Below are 16478 nucleotides of genomic sequence, written 5' to 3'. Positions count from 1 at the left end.
AGGTCGTCAGGAACGGGGCTCGTCCTCGAAGCTGGCGAAGTAGGCGGCGGCCATGTCCTCGTCCCCATGGCCCTGGGCCGCGGCCCGGCGGAACCGTTCGGCGGCCGCGGCGGCGACGTCGAGACGGACTCCGTTGTGCTCACCGGCCCCCACGATCAGGCGGGCGTCCTTCTCCGCGGTCGCCACCGCGAAACTGGCCGGGGTCAGCCCGCCGTCGCGAATGAGATCGATCTTGGCGCGCAGATATCCCATGTCGAGGGGACCACCGCCGATGAGGCCGAAGAAGTCCTGCGGGTCCACGCCCAGCGCCTCGGCGAGGGCCAGTACCTCGCCGGCCGCGGCGGTCGCCGCGAGCACCCAACTGTTGGCCACCAGCTTCAGCCGGGTGGCGCTGCCCGCCGCACCGTCCTCGCCGGTCCACAGCGTGCGGGCGCCGACGGCGTCGAAGACCGGCGCCACCGCGTCCCGGCCCTCGACGGGACCCGCGGCGAGCACGGTCAGCTGCCCCGCCTCGGCCGGCTGGCGTGTGCCGAGCACCGGGGCCTCGTAGAAGACCAGTCCGTGTTCATCGGCGAAGGCGGCCATTTCGGCGGCGTCCTCGATCCCCGCGGTGGTCGACTGCACCCAGAGGATGCCCGGGCGCAGCCCGCGCATGGCCTCGTCCATGACCTCCACGACGGTTCCGCCGTCGTACAGCATGGTCAGGACGACATCCGCGCCCTGTACCGCCTCGGCAGGGGTGTCGGCGATGTGCGCGCCGTCGGCGGCCAGCGGCTCGGCCTTGGCGCGGGTGCGGTTCCAGGCGCGGACGGCGTGTCCCGCCCGGGCGATGTTGCGGGCCATCGCCGCGCCCATGATCCCGGTGCCCAGGACGCTCACGGTGAGCTTGTCTGTCATGACGCCAACTTCCTGATCCGTACGATGAGTCGTGCGCTTCCCATGCTCGCTCAGGCGCGCGTCTTCCCCGACGCGGGGCGGACCAACCGAAGCCGGCTGCCCGGACACGGACGCCGTCCTCCGGCCCGGGCGGGTCCTTCACCGGGCTGTTCTTCCCTCTGGGCATCGTCGGCCGCCCTGCCCTCGGCCGCCACTCGGCGGTGTGCCGGTGCGGAATCCACCACCGGCAGGAGCCTCCCGACCCGCCGACGTCGCCCGGCACGCCAGACGGCCGGCCCGAAAGGTCGGGTCCGGCCGTCGTGGGGTTGCGCGGGACGGTCCTGCGCAGGCTCGTCCGGTGGGCCCGTCAGCCCGCCTGCGACGGGGTCTGCTTGATGCCGTCGACGATCGCCCGGTTCATGATGGCGCTGGTGTAGGTGACCGTTCCGGGCTTGATCAAGGCGTCCTCGCCGCTGTTCTCCTTCACCTGGACACTGCGCTCGCCCAGGAAGACATGGGTCTTCCTGTCGAAGATCCACTCCTCCCGCTCACCGCTGGTCTCGTCCAGCCGGGCCACGGCCACCCCGTGCCGTCCCACCGCGTCCACCGCGTCCTGCACGACGACGACACCGGGGATCTTCGCGGCGGCCTTGAACAGCGCCGAGTACAGCTCGGCGGGCGGGTAGCTCTCCCCGAGCAGATCGCCGATGGTGGTGAACGCCTGCTGGTCGGGGGAGTTGCCGTGGCCCTTCTCCTCCTTGTAGATCTTGGCGAGGAGTGCGTCGGGGTCGGTGGTCAGCTTGGCCAGGTAGTCGTACGAAGGCCCGTTCAAACCGGCCTCCCGAGGGTTTCCCTGCTCGTCGGGGAGGCTCAGGGTCTCCCCCTCGGGGCTGTCGTTGACGGCGGGGTCGATCAGCCAGCCCTCGGTGCCGTCGGGAGAGTTCCAGATCTGGCGGCGGTGCAGCTCGTGGCTGGCCAGGGTGGTCTTGTCGCCGACCGTCTTGGTGAAGGTGTCGGCCGTCCTGGACTCGATGTAGATGTACTGGCCGGGCTTGACCGCCGGGTGGGAGGTCTCGGCCGCCGCCAGCGAGATCCGGTCGAGCAGCTGCGGCACACCCTTGGTGGTCGCGGCACCGACCGTCGTGGTCAGGGCGGGTCCGGTGGCGACTCCGCCGCCGCCCGCCCCATTGCCTGCGGGCATCGCCACCAGGGCGATGACCGCCCCGGTCAGGGCCGCGGCCACGGCCGGCAGCACGATCGCCGGGCGCGACAGCCGAAAGCGCCCTGCCTTCTCCGGGGCCGCTGCCGTCCGTGTGCGCTGTTCCTGCTGAATTCGAGCCATCAGACGCTCCTTGTGGAACTGGTGACGGCCCATCGGCAGGTCGCGCGCCGTGTGGGAGAGCAACTGCGCGTCCTCGTCCCACTCGGCCGGGTTCTGCCGGGAAGTGTTCGTGTTCATCGGTTTCCTCCCTGCACGGGCCGGACCACGTGTGCGTGATCGCCTCTTATCTGTCGGCCCGGGCGGCCGGCTTCCCGATTTCCGCGCACATTCTTCGGCGTCGTCCTGACGGCCGGGGCGGCCGCCTCGTCCTCGGTGAGCGCGCGCAGCTTCTTGCGCGCCCGGGACAGCCGGGAGGCGACCGTGCCCACCGGGATCCCGAGCGCTTCGGCCGCGGCCTCGTAGTCCAGGCCCTCCCCGAGGCACAGCGCCACCACCTCACGCTCCGTCCGGCGCAATGAGGCAAGGGCGCTCAGGGCCTTGGCGAGGCGGCGCCGGTCGTCGACGCGTTCGGCCACCTCTTCGGCGTGGTCGGGAACCGACAGCTCGGCCGCGGCGGCGGCGCTCGCGGCCGCCCGGTACCGCCGGTTGCTCCGGTACTGGTTGCGCGCGGTGTTGGTGGCGATACCCAGCAACCAGGGCCGCAGGGAGCCGCCCTCGGGATCGACCCTGTCGCGCAGCCGCCACGCCTCCATGAACGTCGCGGCCATCACGTCCTCGGCCGTCGACCAGTCGGCGGTCAGCCGGAAGGCGTGGTTGTAGACCGCGCGCGCACAGCTGTCGAAAAGCTCCGCGAACGCGCTCGAATCCCCGGCCCGTATCCGGGTTCGCAGTTGAGTGCTCACTTCCATGAGCTGTCCGGCCCCGCGCACCGGCTTCCCGTGATCTGCGCCACACCTCGCCGATCGGTCCGGCTCGAGTTCCCGGGCAACGCCTCCTGGGTGCTCACCGGCCAGGGGGCCGAAGAGCGTCCCGGGGCCCGCGATCCGTCACGCCGGCCGCTCGCGCACGTCGACCAGCGTGCCGCCCGCGTGCGTGATCAGCGTCCTGGGATCCATCGGGAACACGGTGTGCGGGGTGCCGGCCGCGGCCCACACCGTGTCGTGGTCCAGCAGGGAGCGATCGGCGAGCACACGTGTCGCCGTGCGGTGCCCGAAGGGGGGTACGCCGCCGATCGCGTACCCGGTGCTCTCCCGCACGACGTCGGCCTTGGCCCGGGTCACCTCGGCGACCCCCAGTTCCCGCCGGACCCGCTCCACGTCCACCCGGGACGCCCCGTCCATGAGGACGAGGACCGGCGTCCCTCCCGCGGGCTCCCCGCTCCCGTCGGACCGGGGGGACTCCCATGCCACGAAGATCAGCGACTTGCAGATCTGGCTGAGTTCGCATCCGATGGCGGCGGCTGCCTCGGCGGCGGTACGGGTCGCGTCGGGGAACCGCCGGATCCGCGCCTGGAGCTCGCCCAGTCCCAGCTCTTCGAGGGCCTCGGCGAAACGGGGATGGGCTCCGGAGTTCGCTGCGTCGGTGGTGGTCATGCAGGGCAGGCTAGTCGCCGCTCACCCGGGTCACGAACGGATTCCCTCCGCTCACCACGCGCAGCGGCCAGGACTCCCGGCGGTCCGGGTCCCGCCGGGAGCGGCCATGTCGACCCGTTCGGAGCAGCGGACCGCCGCGCCACCCTTGTGCGGTGGCGCGGCGGTCCGCGTCCGTGAGGCGGGGCTCAGACCCCCACCAGCTCCCGGTCCTGGTCCGGGTCCCTGCGGCCCTCGTCCCGCCGCGTGCGCAGTCCTTCGCCCTCGACGTCCACGTTCGGCAGAACGCGGTCCAGCCACTTCGGAAGCCACCAGGCCTTCCTGCCGAGCAGGGCCAGCACCGCCGGGACGAGCGCCATCCGCACCACGAAGGCGTCGAAGAAGACAGCGATCGCGAGGCCGAAGCCGATCATCTTGATCATCGACTCGCTGGAGCCGATGAAGCCGGAGAAGACGGCGATCATGATGACCGCGGCGGCGGTGACGACCCGCGCACCGTGCCGGAAGCCGGTCACGATCGCCTGACCGGGGTTCTCCCCGTGGACATGGGCCTCGCGCATGCGGGTCACGAGGAAGACCTCGTAGTCCATGGCCAGGCCGAAGACCACGCCCACCATGAAGATCGGCATCATCGACATGACGGGTCCGGTCTCCTCGACGCCCATCAACCCGGACAGCCAGCCCCACTGGAACACCGCGACCACCGCACCGAGCGCCGCCGTCACCGAGAGCAGGAAGCCGAGCGCCGCCTTCAGCGGGACCAGGATCGAGCGGAAGACCACGATCAGCAGGAGGAAGGCGAGACCCACCACCAGCGCCAGATACGGGATCAGCGCGTCGTTCAGCTTCTGCGAGACGTCGATGTTCATCGCCGTCGAGCCCGTGACCAGCAGCTTCGCTCCCGTGTCCGCGGTGATGCCGGCGCCCGCACCGCGAATGCCGTGCACCAGGTCCTCGGTGGTCGCCGAGGACGGCTTGGATCCGGGGACGACCGTGATCATCGCCGTGTCGCCGGAGGCGTTGTAGGTCGGGGGCGTCACCGTCACGACGTCCCGCATGCCCTTGATGTCGTCGGTCACGGTCGCGACCGCAGCCTTCGGATGCTCGCTCGACTTCGCGTCGACCACGACCATCAGCGGACCGTTGAACCCGGGGCCGAAGCCCTCCGAGAGGAGGTCGTAGGCCCGGCGCTGTGTCGTGGCCGTCGGCTGCGAACCGTCGTCCGGCAGGCCCAGCTCCAGCTGGGACGCCGGGAGGGCCGCGGCACCGAGTCCGATCACGCCCAGCAGCAGGACCGCGACCGGTCGGCGCACGACGAAGCTCGCCCAGCGCGTGCCCATGTTCGGCCTGCCCTTGGCGGCGGCGGCCCGGCCGCCGCCCAGCATCCGGCTCTTCTCGCCCGCCGGCTTGACCTTGCGGCCCGCGTAACCCAGCAGGGCGGGGATCAGCGTCAACGCGATCAGGACCGCGATGGCGACGGTGCCCGCCGCAGCGACGCCCATCTTCGTCAGCATCGGGATGTTCACGACCGCGAGACCCACGAGGGCGATCACGACCGTCAGACCCGCGAAGACCACCGCCGAACCGGCCGTACCGACCGCCCGGCCCGCCGCCTCCTCGCGCTCGCGGCCCTCGGCCAGTTCGGCGCGGTAGCGGGAGACGATGAACAGCGCGTAGTCGATGCCGACCGCGAGGCCGATCATCATCGCCAGTGTGGAGGTGGTCGAGCCGAGGTCCAGCGCGTTCGCCAGGGCCGTGATCGTACTGACGCCGATGCCCACACCGATCAGAGCGGTGAGCAGGGGCAGGCCGGCCGCGACCAGCGAGCCGAAGGTGATGACGAGGACGACCGCGGCGATCGCGATGCCGATGACCTCCGTGGCGCCCGTCTCCGGTACCGCCGACAGGGCGTCACCGCCGATCTCGACCGTCAGCCCGTCGTCCCGCGCGCTCTGCGCGGCCTGCTTCAGGGCGTCCTTCGAGGCGTCCTCCAGCTCCATGCCGGAGACCTTGTACTTCACCTGTGCGTAGGCGATCATGCCGTCCTTGCTGACGGCGTGCCCGGAGAACGGGTCGGCGACGGAGGTGACCTCGGAGCCGTCGCGCAGCTCCCTGACGGTCCTCTCGACGACCGCCTTGTGGTGCTTGGCGGTCACCTTCTCCCCGCCCGGCGCCTCGAAGACGACCCGGGCGGTCGCGCCGTCGGCGCTCATACCGGGAAATCGCTGTTCCAGCAGGTCGAAGGCCTTCTGAGCCTCCGTCCCCGGGATCGAGAAGGAGGAGGAGCCCGCTGCGGGGGCACTGGTGGCGCCGACGCCCGCGAGGGTCAGCAGCGCCACCCAGATCAGGGCGACGAAGTGCCGGCGCCGGAAGGCGAGCCGGCCGATTTTGTAGAGGAATGTGGCCACGAGGGCGTACTCCCGGTCAGGTCGTGGGGTGTTCAGGGCAGGAGGGATCAGCCCGACGACGTGAGCGGTGACGTCAGGTGGGGGTCAGGTGATGGGGCTGGTCAGGGGGTGGGCACGCCGAGTGCGGGGAGCACCACGGCGTCGATGTACGACGTGAGGAAGGCCTGGGTCGGCGGCTGGTCGTCGATCAGGGCCCGGGTGGCGAAACCGCCGATCAGCATGTGCACCAGGAATTCCAGTGCCGGGCAGTCCGGACGGATCTCACCCCGCTCGATGGCGCGCTGCAGCACACGCTGGAACTCCGCCATCTCCGGCTCGATCAGCTGCTCCCGGAACGCCTGGCGCAGGTCCGCGTTGTGGTGCATCGCCATGGCGACACCCCTCATCAGCGCGGAGTTCTGCTCCATGACACAGTCGTCCTCGCGCGTCACGAGGGTGTGCAGGTCACCCCGGAGCGAGCCGGTGTCGATCGCGTCGATGGAGCCGGGCTTCCCGTGCCGGATGGCCTTCACCACCAGCTCGGCCTTGCCGCCCCACTGTCGGTAGAGCGTCGCCTTGCTGGAGCGCGTACGGGCGGCCACGGCGTCCATCGTCAGGGTGTCGTAGCCGACTTCCCGGAGCAGGTCGAGCACGGCCTCGTACAGTTCGGCCTCGCGCTCGGGGGTGATCCGCGTGCGACGTGCCGCTGCGACCTCAGCCACCCGACTCACCTTCCTGCTCCGCGCCGGAGCTGCAGACTCCGAACGACACCGTTTCGTACGTTCATGACGATACCCCCGCTGTCAACGAAACGAAACCGTTTCGTACGTGTCATGAATCACGGCTCCCGGGCTCAACCGCCCGCCCGGTCGGCCACGGCCCGGCGTACGAGTTGCCGCGGCCGGTCCGCGGGAAAAACATGGGTAGGTGAGCGACGCGAGCGACGTGTTCGAGAACGCACCCGGCTACCTCCGCTTCCCGCACCTGCACGGCGACCGCCTGTGCTTCGCCGCCGAGGACGATCTGTGGGTGGCCCGGGTGGACGGCTCGGGCCGAGCCTGGCGGCTCACCGTCGACCGTACGAAGGTCGGCCATCCCCGCTTCTCGCCCGACGGCCGCCTGATCGCCTACACGAGCTGGCGCAGCCTCGTCCCGGAGATCCATCTGACCCCCGTGGACGGCGGGCCCGCGCGAAGGCTCACCTACTGGGGCAGCTCCGACACACGCGTGTGCGGCTGGACCCCGGAGGGCGACATCCTCGCCGTCGCCTCGCACGGTGAGCCCTTCTCCTACTTCACCTGGGCCTACAAGGTCCCCACCGACGGCGACCCCGGCGGCAAGCTCCCCTGGGGTCCCGTCTCCGACATCGCGGTGGCCGATGTCGACGGCGAGCACAGGACCCTGCTGCTGACGGGCACGCCGCCGCACGAACCGGCTTCCTGGAAGCGCTACCGCGGCGGCGCCATGGGCCGGTTGTGGCTGCACGGTCAGCGGCTGCTCGCCGACCTCGAGGGCCATCTCGAGTCACCGATGTTCGTGGACGGGCGCATCGCGTTCCTCTCCGACCACGAGGGCATCGGGAACCTCTACTCGTGCGCGTACGACGGCGGCGACCTGCGCCGGCACACCGACCACGACGCCTTCTACGCCCGCAGCGCCGCCAGCGACGGGCGGCGCGTGGTGTACCAGTGTGCGGGCGACATCTGGATCGTCGACGACCTCTCCCCCGACTCGATCCCGCGCCGCCTCGACATCCGCCTGGGCGGACCGCGTGCGGGGCGCCGCCCCTATCAGGTGCCGGCCGCGCAGCACATCGACGGGATCTCGGTCGACGAGACGGGCCGGGCCTCCGCCGTCGTCGTGCGCGGCAGCCTGTACTGGCTCACGCACCGGGACGGCCCCGCCCGGACCATCACCGACACGCCCGGTGTGCGGATCCGGCTGCCGGAGATGCTGGGCGTGGGCGGGCAGGTCGCCTACATCACGGACGCCGACGGCGAGGACGCCGTCGAGATCGCCTATCTGCCCCGCGCCTCGGGCGACCGTGCGCCGCGCCGCATGGCCTCCGGCGAACTGGGCTGCGTCCTGGAGATGGTGGCGGACCCGCAGGGAGAGCGGCTCGCGATCGCCTCCAACGACGGGCGGCTGCTGCTGCTCACCGTCGGGGACGAGACCGGGGAAGCCGCGGAGGCCACGGAGACCGACGAGCCGGCCGGCGCGGTCACCGAGCTGATCCGCTCGGTCAACGGGCCTGTGCGGGACCTCGCGTTCTCGCCGGACGGCCACTGGCTCACCTGGTCGCATCCGGGGATCGGCCGGTCGCTGCGCCAGATCAAGATGGCCCGGATCAAGGACCGGCTGATCGTCGACGTAACCAACGGCCGATTCGAGGACGAGAACCCGGTGTTCACCAGGGACGGGCGCTATCTGGCCTTCCTGTCCTGGCGCGGGTTCGATCCGGTGTACGACGTGCACACCGGGGACCTGTCCTTCCCGCTCGGCTGCCGCCCGTATCTGGTGCCCCTGTCGTCGGCGACCCCCTCCCCCTTCGCGGTGAACCCGGAAGGACGGCCCGCCGCCGGAGGCCTCGACCCGCTGGAGGAGGAAGAGGGCGACGGGGTGGTGACCGTCGAGACGGAAGGACTCGAGAACCGGGTGACCCCGTTCCCGGTCACCGCCTCGAAGTACTCGGAGCTGCGCCCCGTCGCGGGCGGCGGCCTGGTGTGGATGCGGTGGCCGATCTCGGGCGCGCTCGGCGAGACGTTCGTGAACCCGGACGACACCTCCGGCCGCCCGACGCTGGAGCACTTCACCATCAGCAAGGCCAAGAAGTCCGAACTGGTCGGCCATCTCGACTGGTTCTCCGTCAGCGGGGACGGCACACGGCTGGTGGTGCTGGACGAGGGCGACCTGCGGGCCGTCCCGTCCACCGAGTCAGGCGACGCCGACTCGACCGTGTGGATCGATGTGCGCCGGATCATGCACGAGGTGAACCCGGGGGCGGAGTGGCGGCAGGCGTACGCGGAGGCGGGACGGCTCATCCGGGCCTACTTCTGGGAGCCCGACATGTGCGGGATCGACTGGGACGCGATCCTGGAGCAGTACCGTCCGCTGGTCGAACGGGTCGCCTCACCGGACGAGTTCGCGGACCTGCTGCGTGAGGTGCTGGGCGAGCTCGGCACGTCGCACGCGTATGTGTCGCCGGCCCGGCGCAACGAGGGCCCTGCGCACTACCAGCGCTACCAGGGCCTGCTCGGTGCCAACTTCGGGCGCCGCGAGGAGGGCTGGGTGGTCGGGCGGATCCTGCCGGGCGACTCCTCGGACTCCAAGGCACGCTCACCGCTCGCGGGCACGGGGATCCGGGACGGCGCGGTCCTGACCCATGTGGACGGGCGGCCGGTCGACCCGTTGACGGGACCGGCTCCGCTGCTGGCGGCGGCGGGCGGCACAACGGTGGAGTTGACGTTCGTCCCCGCGGAGGCGGACGCCGGACCCCGCCGTGTGGCCGTGGTCCCCCTCGTCGACGAGCGGCCCCTGCGCTACCAGGACTGGGTGGCCAAGCGGCGCAAGGTCGTGCGGGAGTTGAGCGAAGGCCGCTGCGGGTATCTACACATCCCGGACATGGGGGGCTCGGGCTGGGCGCAGTTCAACCGGGACCTGCGGATGGAGGTCTCCCGGCCCGCGCTCATCGTGGACGTACGGGGCAACGCGGGCGGTCACATCAGCGAGCTGGTCGTCGAGAAGCTGACACGCACGATCCTGGGCTGGGACCTGACACGCAACGCCCAGCCGGTGTCGTACGCGTCCAACGCACCGCGGGGGCCGATCGTGGCGCTGACCGACGAGGCGACGTCCTCCGACGGCGACATGATCACCGCTGCGATCAAACTGCTGAAACTCGGGCCGGTGGTCGGCTCGCGCACCTGGGGCGGGGTGGTCGGGATGACGGGCCGGCACCGGCTGGGCGACGGCACGGTGATCACGGTCCCGATGAACGCCGCCTGGTTCGAGGAGTACGGCTGGTCGATCGAGAACCGCGGCGTGGAGCCGGACCTGGAGATCCTGCGCACCCCGCTGGACTGGGCCGAAGGCCGCTACAAGCAGTTGGCCGACGCGGTACGTATGGCCCTGGACCTTCTGAACGCCGAACCGCCCGCCACACCGCCGGACTACACCGGCGTCCCCGACAGGACCCGTCCGAAACTGCCCCCACGCAGGACCGGTTGAGGGGCAGCCGGCCCACTGCCCGCCGCCCCGGTGCGGCCGCGGGCGTCGAGAACGGGGTGCCCCGAAAAGACGGGGCACCCCGTTCGACGGCCGAAGCCGGGCACGACGCCTAGGCGTCGTAGTCCTGGTTGAAGCGGTCCTCCGCCTCGTCCTGCTGCCGCCGCGCATCGTGCTGACCCTGCTGGCCGCGCTGCTGCGCCTGCTGGCCGCGCTCCTGGGCCTGCTGCTTGCCCTGCTGGGCCTGCTGCTTGCCCTGCTCCATCTTGCGCTTGGCCTGCTGCTTCGCCTGCCCGGACTTCTCCTGGAACTGGTCCTTCATGCCCATGGGTGTTCACTCCCGTTGTGGGTGAGGGGATTGGGCCTCGACCAGAGTGACACGCCCGGACACTCTACGCATTTCGATCAGTTACGCAGCGTATTGCGCTGCTGCTCATCGGCCTCGCCACCGGCCCCCACCAGCCCCGTGCTCACGCTCTTGAGCCGCGGCTCGAACCGGCGTACGTCCCTCTGCCCCACCGTCGCGATGATCCCCGGCAGCCAGCCGCGCACGGCCTGCATCCCGCGCAGCCACCCCTGCCCGTACACATGGCTCGACCGCCGTTCGATCCCGGCCACGATCCGGTCGACCGCCGGCCCCAGCGGATAGGTCTTGTTGGAGGGCCACGGCAGCCGCTGCCGCAGCTCCCGCATCACCTCGTCCCGGTCGGCGCCCCGCACCATGTCCGTGTCGGTCCACGACAGATACCCGACCCCGACCCGCACGCCCTTGTGCGCGACCTCGGCGCGCAGACTGTGCGCAAACGCCTCCACACCCGACTTGGACGCGCAGTACGCGGTCATCATCGGCGCGGGCGTGATCGCCGCGAGCGAGGCGATCTGGAGCAGATAGCCGCGGCTCTCCAGCAGCACCGGCAGGAAGGCGCGGGCGGTCACCACGGAGCCGATCAGATTCACCTCGACGACCCGGCGCCACGACTGAGGGTCGGAGTCGGCGAACGGCCCGCCGTTGGCCACACCGGCGTTGGCGACGACGATGTCGACCTTCCCGAACCGCTCCTTCACCTCGCGCGCGACCCGGGTCATCGCCTGATGGTCGGTGACATCCGCGTGCCAGTGGCCGTTCTCCCCGTACAACTGCTCCGAGACCTGCTTGAGCGCGTCCGGTTCCAGACCGACGAGCGCCACCGTCGCGCCGCGCGCCGACAGCTTGCGGGCCAGCAGCTCGCCCACACCCCGCGCGGCACCGGTGACGACCGCGACCTGCCCCTCCAGACCCACCCTGGTCATGCGCCCTCCTCGATCGTCACGTCCGCCGCGTACGCCGCGGCCAGTTCCCGGATCCGCCCGGCCACCAGCTCCGGCGCCTCCACCGGTGTCATATGGCCGAGCCCGGGCAGTTCCGTACTGCCCACGCAGTTCGGCAGCGCGGCGACCAGCGCCCTGGCGTGCACCGGCGGTGTGAGGCGGTCTGCCGTGCCCACCACGACCTCCGTCGGCACCGTCAACTCCCGTATGCCGGCCTCCAGATCCAGCCCCGCGAGCACGCGCGACCAGTCGTGGCGGACCGCGCGGGGGCAGGCGTGCACCACCCGGGCGCATGCCTCGACCATGTCCGGCGCCGAACCGGCTCCCATGGTGGCGTACTTGAGGATGCGCTTCGCCAACGGCGTGACCGGCCCGAGCGGCGCACGCGATCCGAGGACGCGGGTCGTGAGCCAGGTGCGGACGCGTCCGGCGGGCAGCGGCACCACCAGCGCCTCGGCGACCAGGCGCGAACTCCCCGTGCTGCACAGCAGGACGGCCGCCGCGTGCTCCCGGAACCGGGGGCGTGCGGCCGCCGCCAGCACGGTCATCCCGCCCATGGAGTGGCCCACGACCACGGCCTTCTCCTCCGGCGCCAGCGTGGCGGCGAGCACCGCCTCCAGATCGTCCGCCAGCGCCTGTGTGCTGCACGCGGGGCTCGCGGGGCTGCGTCCGTGTCCGCGCTGGTCGTAGGCGATCACCCGGTGGTCGGCGGCGAGATCCCGTATCTGCGCCGCCCAGAAGGCGGTCGAGCAGGTCCAGCCGTGGGAGAGGACGACCGGGGGCGCGGCCTCGGGTCCGTGCACCTCCACGTGCAGCCGGGCGCCGTCGGCGGAGCGGACGGTCAGCTCCCGGGTGGGGGCGGGCGGCGCGTACGGCCCGCTCACCACGTGTGTCGGCCGGCTCATGCCCCCACCCCCAGCTTCGTGTCGTCCGGGCCCCGGCCCGGCTCCGCAGCCCCGGTGGCGCGGATCACCTCGTACTCGGCGAGGTCCACCCGCCGCGTCGCGCCCCGGAACTCCGATGTCGTACCGGGCCAGATGGTGGTGTTGCGACCGCGGGCGTCGAGGTACCAGCTGGTGCAGCCGCCGGTGTTCCACACGGTGCGCTTCATGCGCTCCTGCACCCTGTGGTTCCAGTCGTCGACGGCTTGCGGGCGGGCGTCGAGGGCGACCCGGCCGCCGAGGACGTCCAACTGCCGCACATAGTCGGCCAGATAGTTCAGCTGGGACTCGATCATCAGGATCATCGAGGAGTTCCCGAGGCCCGTGTTGGGCCCGATGATCGTCATCCAGTTGGGGAAGCCGGCCGCGGTGGCCCCCCGAAGGGCCGCCATCCCGTCCTTCCACGTCTCCGCCAGGGTCCGGCCGTCCGCCCCGACGACCCGCTCGGCGATCGGCATGTCGGTGACGTGGAAACCCGTTCCGAAGATGATCGCGTCGGCCTCGGTCTCGGTCCCGTCCACGGCGACGAGAGTCGATCCGCGGACCTCCGCCAGCCCGCTGGCGACGACGTCCACATTGGGGCGTGTCAGGGCCGGGTAGTAGCTGCTGGACAGCAGGATCCGCTTGCAGCCGATGCGGTAGTCGGGGGTGAGCTTCGCCCGCAGTGCGGGGTCCTTGATCGCGCGGGCCATGTTGCGCTTGGCCAGCCGCTCGACGAAGCCGAGTTCGTCGGGGTGCTTGGTGAACGCCTGGACCTGCATCTCCCGGATGCCCCACAACAGACCGCGCCGCAACTGCGTGGTGAAGGGCAGCGCCCGGTGCAGCCCGCGCTCGAGGCCGCTGATGGCGCGGTCGACCCGGGGCATCACCCAGGGCGGGGTGCGCTGGAAGAGGGTGAGTTCGGCGACCTCGGGCTGGATGGAGGGCACGATCTGAATGGCGGACGCACCGGTGCCGATCATGGCGACGCGCTTGTCGCGCAGATCGTACTCGTGGTCCCAGCGCGCGGAGTGGAACACCTTGCCGGGAAAGGAGTCGAGGCCGGGGATGTCCGGGATCCTGGGATCGGACAGCGGTCCGGTGGCGGAGACGACCACGTCGGCGGTCAGCTCGCCGCTGCTGGTCTCGATCGCCCAGCGCAGCCGCTCCGCGTCCCATGTCATCTGCTTGACCTCGGAGTCGAAGCGGATGTGAGGGCGCAGCCGGAAGACGTCCGCCACGTGCTCCAGATACGCCCGGATGTGCTCCTGCCCCGAAAAGGTGCGCGGCCAGTCGGGGTTGGGCGCGAAGGAGAAGGAGTACAGATGGGAGGGCACATCGCAGGCGCACCCGGGGTAGCTGTTGTCGCGCCAGGTGCCGCCGACGCTGCCGGACCGCTCCAGGACGACGAAGTCGGTGATTCCCTCGCGGCGCAGCCGCACCGCGGCGCCGAGGCCGCCGAATCCGGACCCGATCACCGCTACTCGTACATGAGGCACATGCTCGTGCTCGGCCATCCCGACGCCCCTCCATGCCTATGCGACTCCGCCAGTGAACGCTGGCGCAATGGGAGGGTAGGCCAGCAACGTACCGATGGGTAGGGGGCGGGCCAAGGAAAGTTACCCCGGGTACGACGTAGGGTTCGGGAGTGGCAGACGACGGGGAGCGGCGCGAGTACCGCATGGAGGAGCTGGCCAAGGAGGCCGGCATCACGGTGCGTACGCTGCGCTTCTACCGCGAGCGCAAGCTGATCCAACCGCCGCGCCGCGAGGGCCGCATAGCCTGGTACGACGACACGCATCTGGCCAGACTGCGTACGATCTCCGCCCTCCTGGAACGCGGCCACACCCTGAACGGCATCGCGGAGCTGGCCGAGGCTTTCGACCACGGACGCGGCGTGGGCGATCTGCTCGGCCTCGGCGCACCCACCGAGGAGACCCCGGTCCGCCTCACCCCGGAGGCGCTGGCCGACGTCTTCGGCTCCGAGGCCACTCCGGAGAACCTCGCCGCGGCCCTCGATCTCGGCTACCTCGGCACGGACGGCGGCGAGATCGTGCACATCAGCCGCCGGCTGCTGGAGGTCTCGGCGGCCCTGGTCCGCGAGGGCATCCCGCTCGCGGACGTCCTGGCCGCCGGCCGGCGTGTCCGGGAACACGCCGAGGCCCTGGCGGAGGTCTTCGCCGATCTGATGATCTCCCACAATCGATCCCCGCAGGACGCCAACCGGCTTCGCCCGCTGGCGAAGAGCGTCGCGGAGGCGGAACTCTCCCTCGCCCTGGACCGGCGGTTGCGCGAGCGGTAGCCCCCCGCTGGCGTTCCCGCTCGGCCTGCGCCGCTACCGCTCGAAGGTCACCGTCACGGGCGCGTGGTCGGACCATCGTTCGCCGTGGGTCGCCGCGCGCTCCACGACCGCCTTGACGGCCCTGCCCGCAAGCCCGGGGGTCGCCACGGCCAGGTCGATCCGCCACCCCGTGTCGTTGTCGAAGGCCCGCCCTCGGTAGGACCACCACGTGTACGGTCCCTCGACGTCCGGGTGCAGCGCCCGCACGACGTCGACATAGCCGCCGTCCTCGGGATCGAGGACCCGGCCCAGCCACTCCCGCTCCTCGGGCAGAAAGCCGGAGTTCTTCTGGTTCCCGCGCCAGTTCCTCAGATCAGCCGGGCGGTGGGCGATGTTCCAGTCGCCGCAGACCAGGACCTCGCGGCCGTCGGCGGCGGCTCGCTGCCTGAGGTCCTTGAGATGACCGAGGAACTCGGCCATGAAACGGTCCTTCTCGTCCTGCCGCGCGGTTCCGACCTCACCGGAGGGCAGGTAGAGGGAGGCGACCGTGACTCCCGGCAGATCGACCTCGACGTACCGGCCGCTGCCGTCGAACTCGGCCGACCCGAACCCGACCCGCACCCGGTCCGGCTCGCGCCGGGTGTAGAGCGACACCCCCGCGCGCCCCTTGGCGGCGGCGGGCGCGTGGACGACATGCCACCCCTCGGGCTCCCGGACGCTCTCCGGCATCTGCCCCGGCTCGGCGCGCACCTCCTGCAGGCACAGCACGTCGGCCGAGGTCCCGGCCAGCCACTCCACGAAGCCCTTCTTCGCGGCGGCACGAATCCCGTTCACGTTCACGGAGGTCACAGTCAGCACCCGGGAACCCTACCGGCACACTGGTGGGGCCGACATGTCCGCCTATGCATAGAAGTACGATGAACAGCATGAATATTCGCCGTGTTCCGTTCGACCACCCCGACGCCGTCAAGCTCAACGACCAGGTCCAGGCCGAGTACCACGTGCGCTACGGCGACGGGGGCGACGCCACGCACCTGGACCCGGCGATGTTCCTGCCCCCGGCCGGGCTCTATCTGATCGCGTACGACGAGCAGGACCGCCCCGTCGCCACCGGCGGCTGGCGCACACAGAACAAGAGCGACGAGGGCTACCTGGACGGGGACGCCGAACTCAAGCGCATGTACGTCATGGAGGAGCTGCGCGGCCGCGGGCTGGCCCGGCGCATCCTGGCCGCGCTGGAGGAGGACGCCCGCTCGGCCGGCCGCACCCGCATGGTCCTGGAGACGGGCAGCAAGCAGCCCGAGGCCGTGGCCCTGTATTCCTCCAGCGGTTACGAGCCGTGCGCCAAGTTCGGCTACTACCGCTTCCACGAGCTCAGCATGTGCTTCGCGAAGCCTCTGTAGCGCGACGCGGGGGCCGGGCCACCCGGTCCCCGCACGCCACTACTGCCGTGAACTGCGCGCGCTGAGCGCCGCGTTCGCCGGTTTCGGGGCACAACAAAGATCCCGCCCGATCTTCCGATCGGACGGGATCTCTCAACTGCCCTGAGCCTCAGGGAGTTGTTGCGGTGGACCTGAGGGGATTTGAACCCCTGGCCCCCTCGATGCGAACGAGGTGCGCTACCGGACTGCGCCACAGGCCCTTGCAACGAGTGAAACTCTAGCATCCTCA

General features: G+C 71.1%; 14 protein-coding genes and 1 tRNA gene. 3 read left to right on the top strand and 12 right to left on the bottom strand.

The window, feature by feature from the left end; all coding sequences use genetic code 11:
• Positions 1-6: 6 nt before the first annotated feature.
• From ADL25_RS28345 to ADL25_RS28320, 6 genes are all read right to left on the bottom strand, one after another.
• Positions 7-951, bottom strand: coding sequence for an NAD(P)-dependent oxidoreductase (locus ADL25_RS28345; protein WP_267889281.1), 945 nt, complete (start codon positions 949-951; stop codon positions 7-9).
• 292 nt (positions 952-1243) lie between these two features.
• Positions 1244-2335, bottom strand: a complete 1092-nt coding sequence (locus tag ADL25_RS28340; protein WP_059130672.1) for a CU044_5270 family protein — start codon at positions 2333-2335, stop codon at positions 1244-1246.
• The gene (locus ADL25_RS28335) at positions 2332-3006 is read right to left on the bottom strand and encodes an RNA polymerase sigma factor (protein ID WP_234381069.1); all 675 of its coding nucleotides are present in this window, start codon (positions 3004-3006) and stop codon (positions 2332-2334) included. The genes ADL25_RS28340 and ADL25_RS28335 overlap by 4 nt, the downstream gene beginning before the upstream one ends.
• A 138-nt stretch (positions 3007-3144) precedes the next feature.
• Complete coding sequence (locus ADL25_RS28330) at positions 3145-3690, bottom strand: YbaK/EbsC family protein (protein ID WP_059130671.1); 546 nt, start codon at positions 3688-3690, stop codon at positions 3145-3147.
• A 185-nt stretch (positions 3691-3875) separates the two neighbouring features.
• Positions 3876-6095, bottom strand: a complete 2220-nt coding sequence (locus tag ADL25_RS28325; RefSeq protein WP_059130670.1) for an MMPL family transporter — start codon at positions 6093-6095, stop codon at positions 3876-3878.
• 101 nt (positions 6096-6196) lie between these two features.
• Positions 6197-6796, bottom strand: a complete 600-nt coding sequence (locus tag ADL25_RS28320; RefSeq protein WP_059130669.1) for a TetR/AcrR family transcriptional regulator — start codon at positions 6794-6796, stop codon at positions 6197-6199.
• Between the two features lie 205 nt (positions 6797-7001).
• Here ADL25_RS28320 and ADL25_RS28315 point away from each other — a divergent pair, with 205 nt between their 5' ends.
• A complete protein-coding gene (locus ADL25_RS28315) occupies positions 7002-10301 on the top strand; it encodes a S41 family peptidase (RefSeq protein WP_234381068.1) in 3300 nt (1099 codons plus the stop codon).
• Between the two features lie 109 nt (positions 10302-10410).
• On the opposite strand, the gene ADL25_RS28310 is transcribed toward ADL25_RS28315, so the two are convergent.
• The 4 genes from ADL25_RS28310 to ADL25_RS28295 form a co-directional block, all read right to left on the bottom strand.
• Positions 10411-10626: a hypothetical protein gene (locus ADL25_RS28310; protein WP_059130668.1), complete on the bottom strand. Its 216-nt coding sequence runs from the start codon at positions 10624-10626 to the stop codon at positions 10411-10413.
• 77 nt (positions 10627-10703) lie between these two features.
• Entirely contained in the window at positions 10704-11588 is an 885-nt protein-coding gene (locus tag ADL25_RS28305) for an SDR family oxidoreductase (protein ID WP_059130667.1), read from the bottom strand.
• Positions 11585-12511, bottom strand: coding sequence for an alpha/beta fold hydrolase (locus ADL25_RS28300; RefSeq protein ID WP_059130666.1), 927 nt, complete (start codon positions 12509-12511; stop codon positions 11585-11587). Before ADL25_RS28300 ends, ADL25_RS28305 begins: the two co-directional genes overlap by 4 nt.
• Positions 12508-14043: a flavin-containing monooxygenase gene (locus ADL25_RS28295; RefSeq protein ID WP_059130665.1), complete on the bottom strand. Its 1536-nt coding sequence runs from the start codon at positions 14041-14043 to the stop codon at positions 12508-12510. Before ADL25_RS28295 ends, ADL25_RS28300 begins: the two co-directional genes overlap by 4 nt.
• A 164-nt stretch (positions 14044-14207) precedes the next feature.
• Between ADL25_RS28295 and ADL25_RS28290 the strand changes: the two genes are divergently transcribed.
• Complete coding sequence (locus ADL25_RS28290) at positions 14208-14828, top strand: MerR family transcriptional regulator (RefSeq protein ID WP_402522227.1); 621 nt, start codon at positions 14208-14210, stop codon at positions 14826-14828.
• A 33-nt stretch (positions 14829-14861) separates the two neighbouring features.
• On the opposite strand, the gene ADL25_RS28285 is transcribed toward ADL25_RS28290, so the two are convergent.
• Positions 14862-15665, bottom strand: a complete 804-nt coding sequence (locus ADL25_RS28285) for an exodeoxyribonuclease III (protein ID WP_059130663.1) — start codon at positions 15663-15665, stop codon at positions 14862-14864.
• Between the two features lie 68 nt (positions 15666-15733).
• On the opposite strand from ADL25_RS28285, the gene ADL25_RS28280 reads away from it, so the two are divergent.
• Positions 15734-16210: a GNAT family N-acetyltransferase gene (locus tag ADL25_RS28280; protein WP_059130820.1), complete on the top strand. Its 477-nt coding sequence runs from the start codon at positions 15734-15736 to the stop codon at positions 16208-16210.
• Between the two features lie 165 nt (positions 16211-16375).
• Here the strand turns inward: ADL25_RS28280 and ADL25_RS28275 are convergent.
• Positions 16376-16449: transfer RNA gene (locus ADL25_RS28275), tRNA-Ala, on the bottom strand.
• Between the last annotated feature and the right edge of the window lie 29 nt (positions 16450-16478).

The organism is Streptomyces sp. NRRL F-5122, from assembly GCF_001507435.1.
Taxonomy (GTDB): domain Bacteria; phylum Actinomycetota; class Actinomycetes; order Streptomycetales; family Streptomycetaceae; genus Streptomyces; species Streptomyces lannensis.
Note: the sequence above shows the minus strand (reverse complement) of the source record. Positions and strands in the feature narration are given on the sequence as shown.

Bases quoted from the DNA above. Each gene is read 5' to 3' on its own strand.
- ADL25_RS28290 (WP_402522227.1), top strand. From the start codon at position 14,208: ATGGAGGAGCTGGCCAAGGAGGCCGGCATCACGGTGCGTACGCTGCGC.
- ADL25_RS28330 (WP_059130671.1), bottom strand. From the start codon at position 3,690: ATGACCACCACCGACGCAGCGAACTCCGGAGCCCATCCCCGTTTCGCC.
- ADL25_RS28340 (WP_059130672.1), bottom strand. From the start codon at position 2,335: ATGAACACGAACACTTCCCGGCAGAACCCGGCCGAGTGGGACGAGGAC.
- ADL25_RS28335 (WP_234381069.1), bottom strand. From the start codon at position 3,006: ATGGAAGTGAGCACTCAACTGCGAACCCGGATACGGGCCGGGGATTCG.
- ADL25_RS28295 (WP_059130665.1), bottom strand. From the start codon at position 14,043: ATGGCCGAGCACGAGCATGTGCCTCATGTACGAGTAGCGGTGATCGGG.
- ADL25_RS28305 (WP_059130667.1), bottom strand. From the start codon at position 11,588: ATGACCAGGGTGGGTCTGGAGGGGCAGGTCGCGGTCGTCACCGGTGCC.
- ADL25_RS28300 (WP_059130666.1), bottom strand. From the start codon at position 12,511: ATGAGCCGGCCGACACACGTGGTGAGCGGGCCGTACGCGCCGCCCGCC.
- ADL25_RS28310 (WP_059130668.1), bottom strand. From the start codon at position 10,626: ATGGGCATGAAGGACCAGTTCCAGGAGAAGTCCGGGCAGGCGAAGCAG.
- ADL25_RS28280 (WP_059130820.1), top strand. From the start codon at position 15,734: ATGAATATTCGCCGTGTTCCGTTCGACCACCCCGACGCCGTCAAGCTC.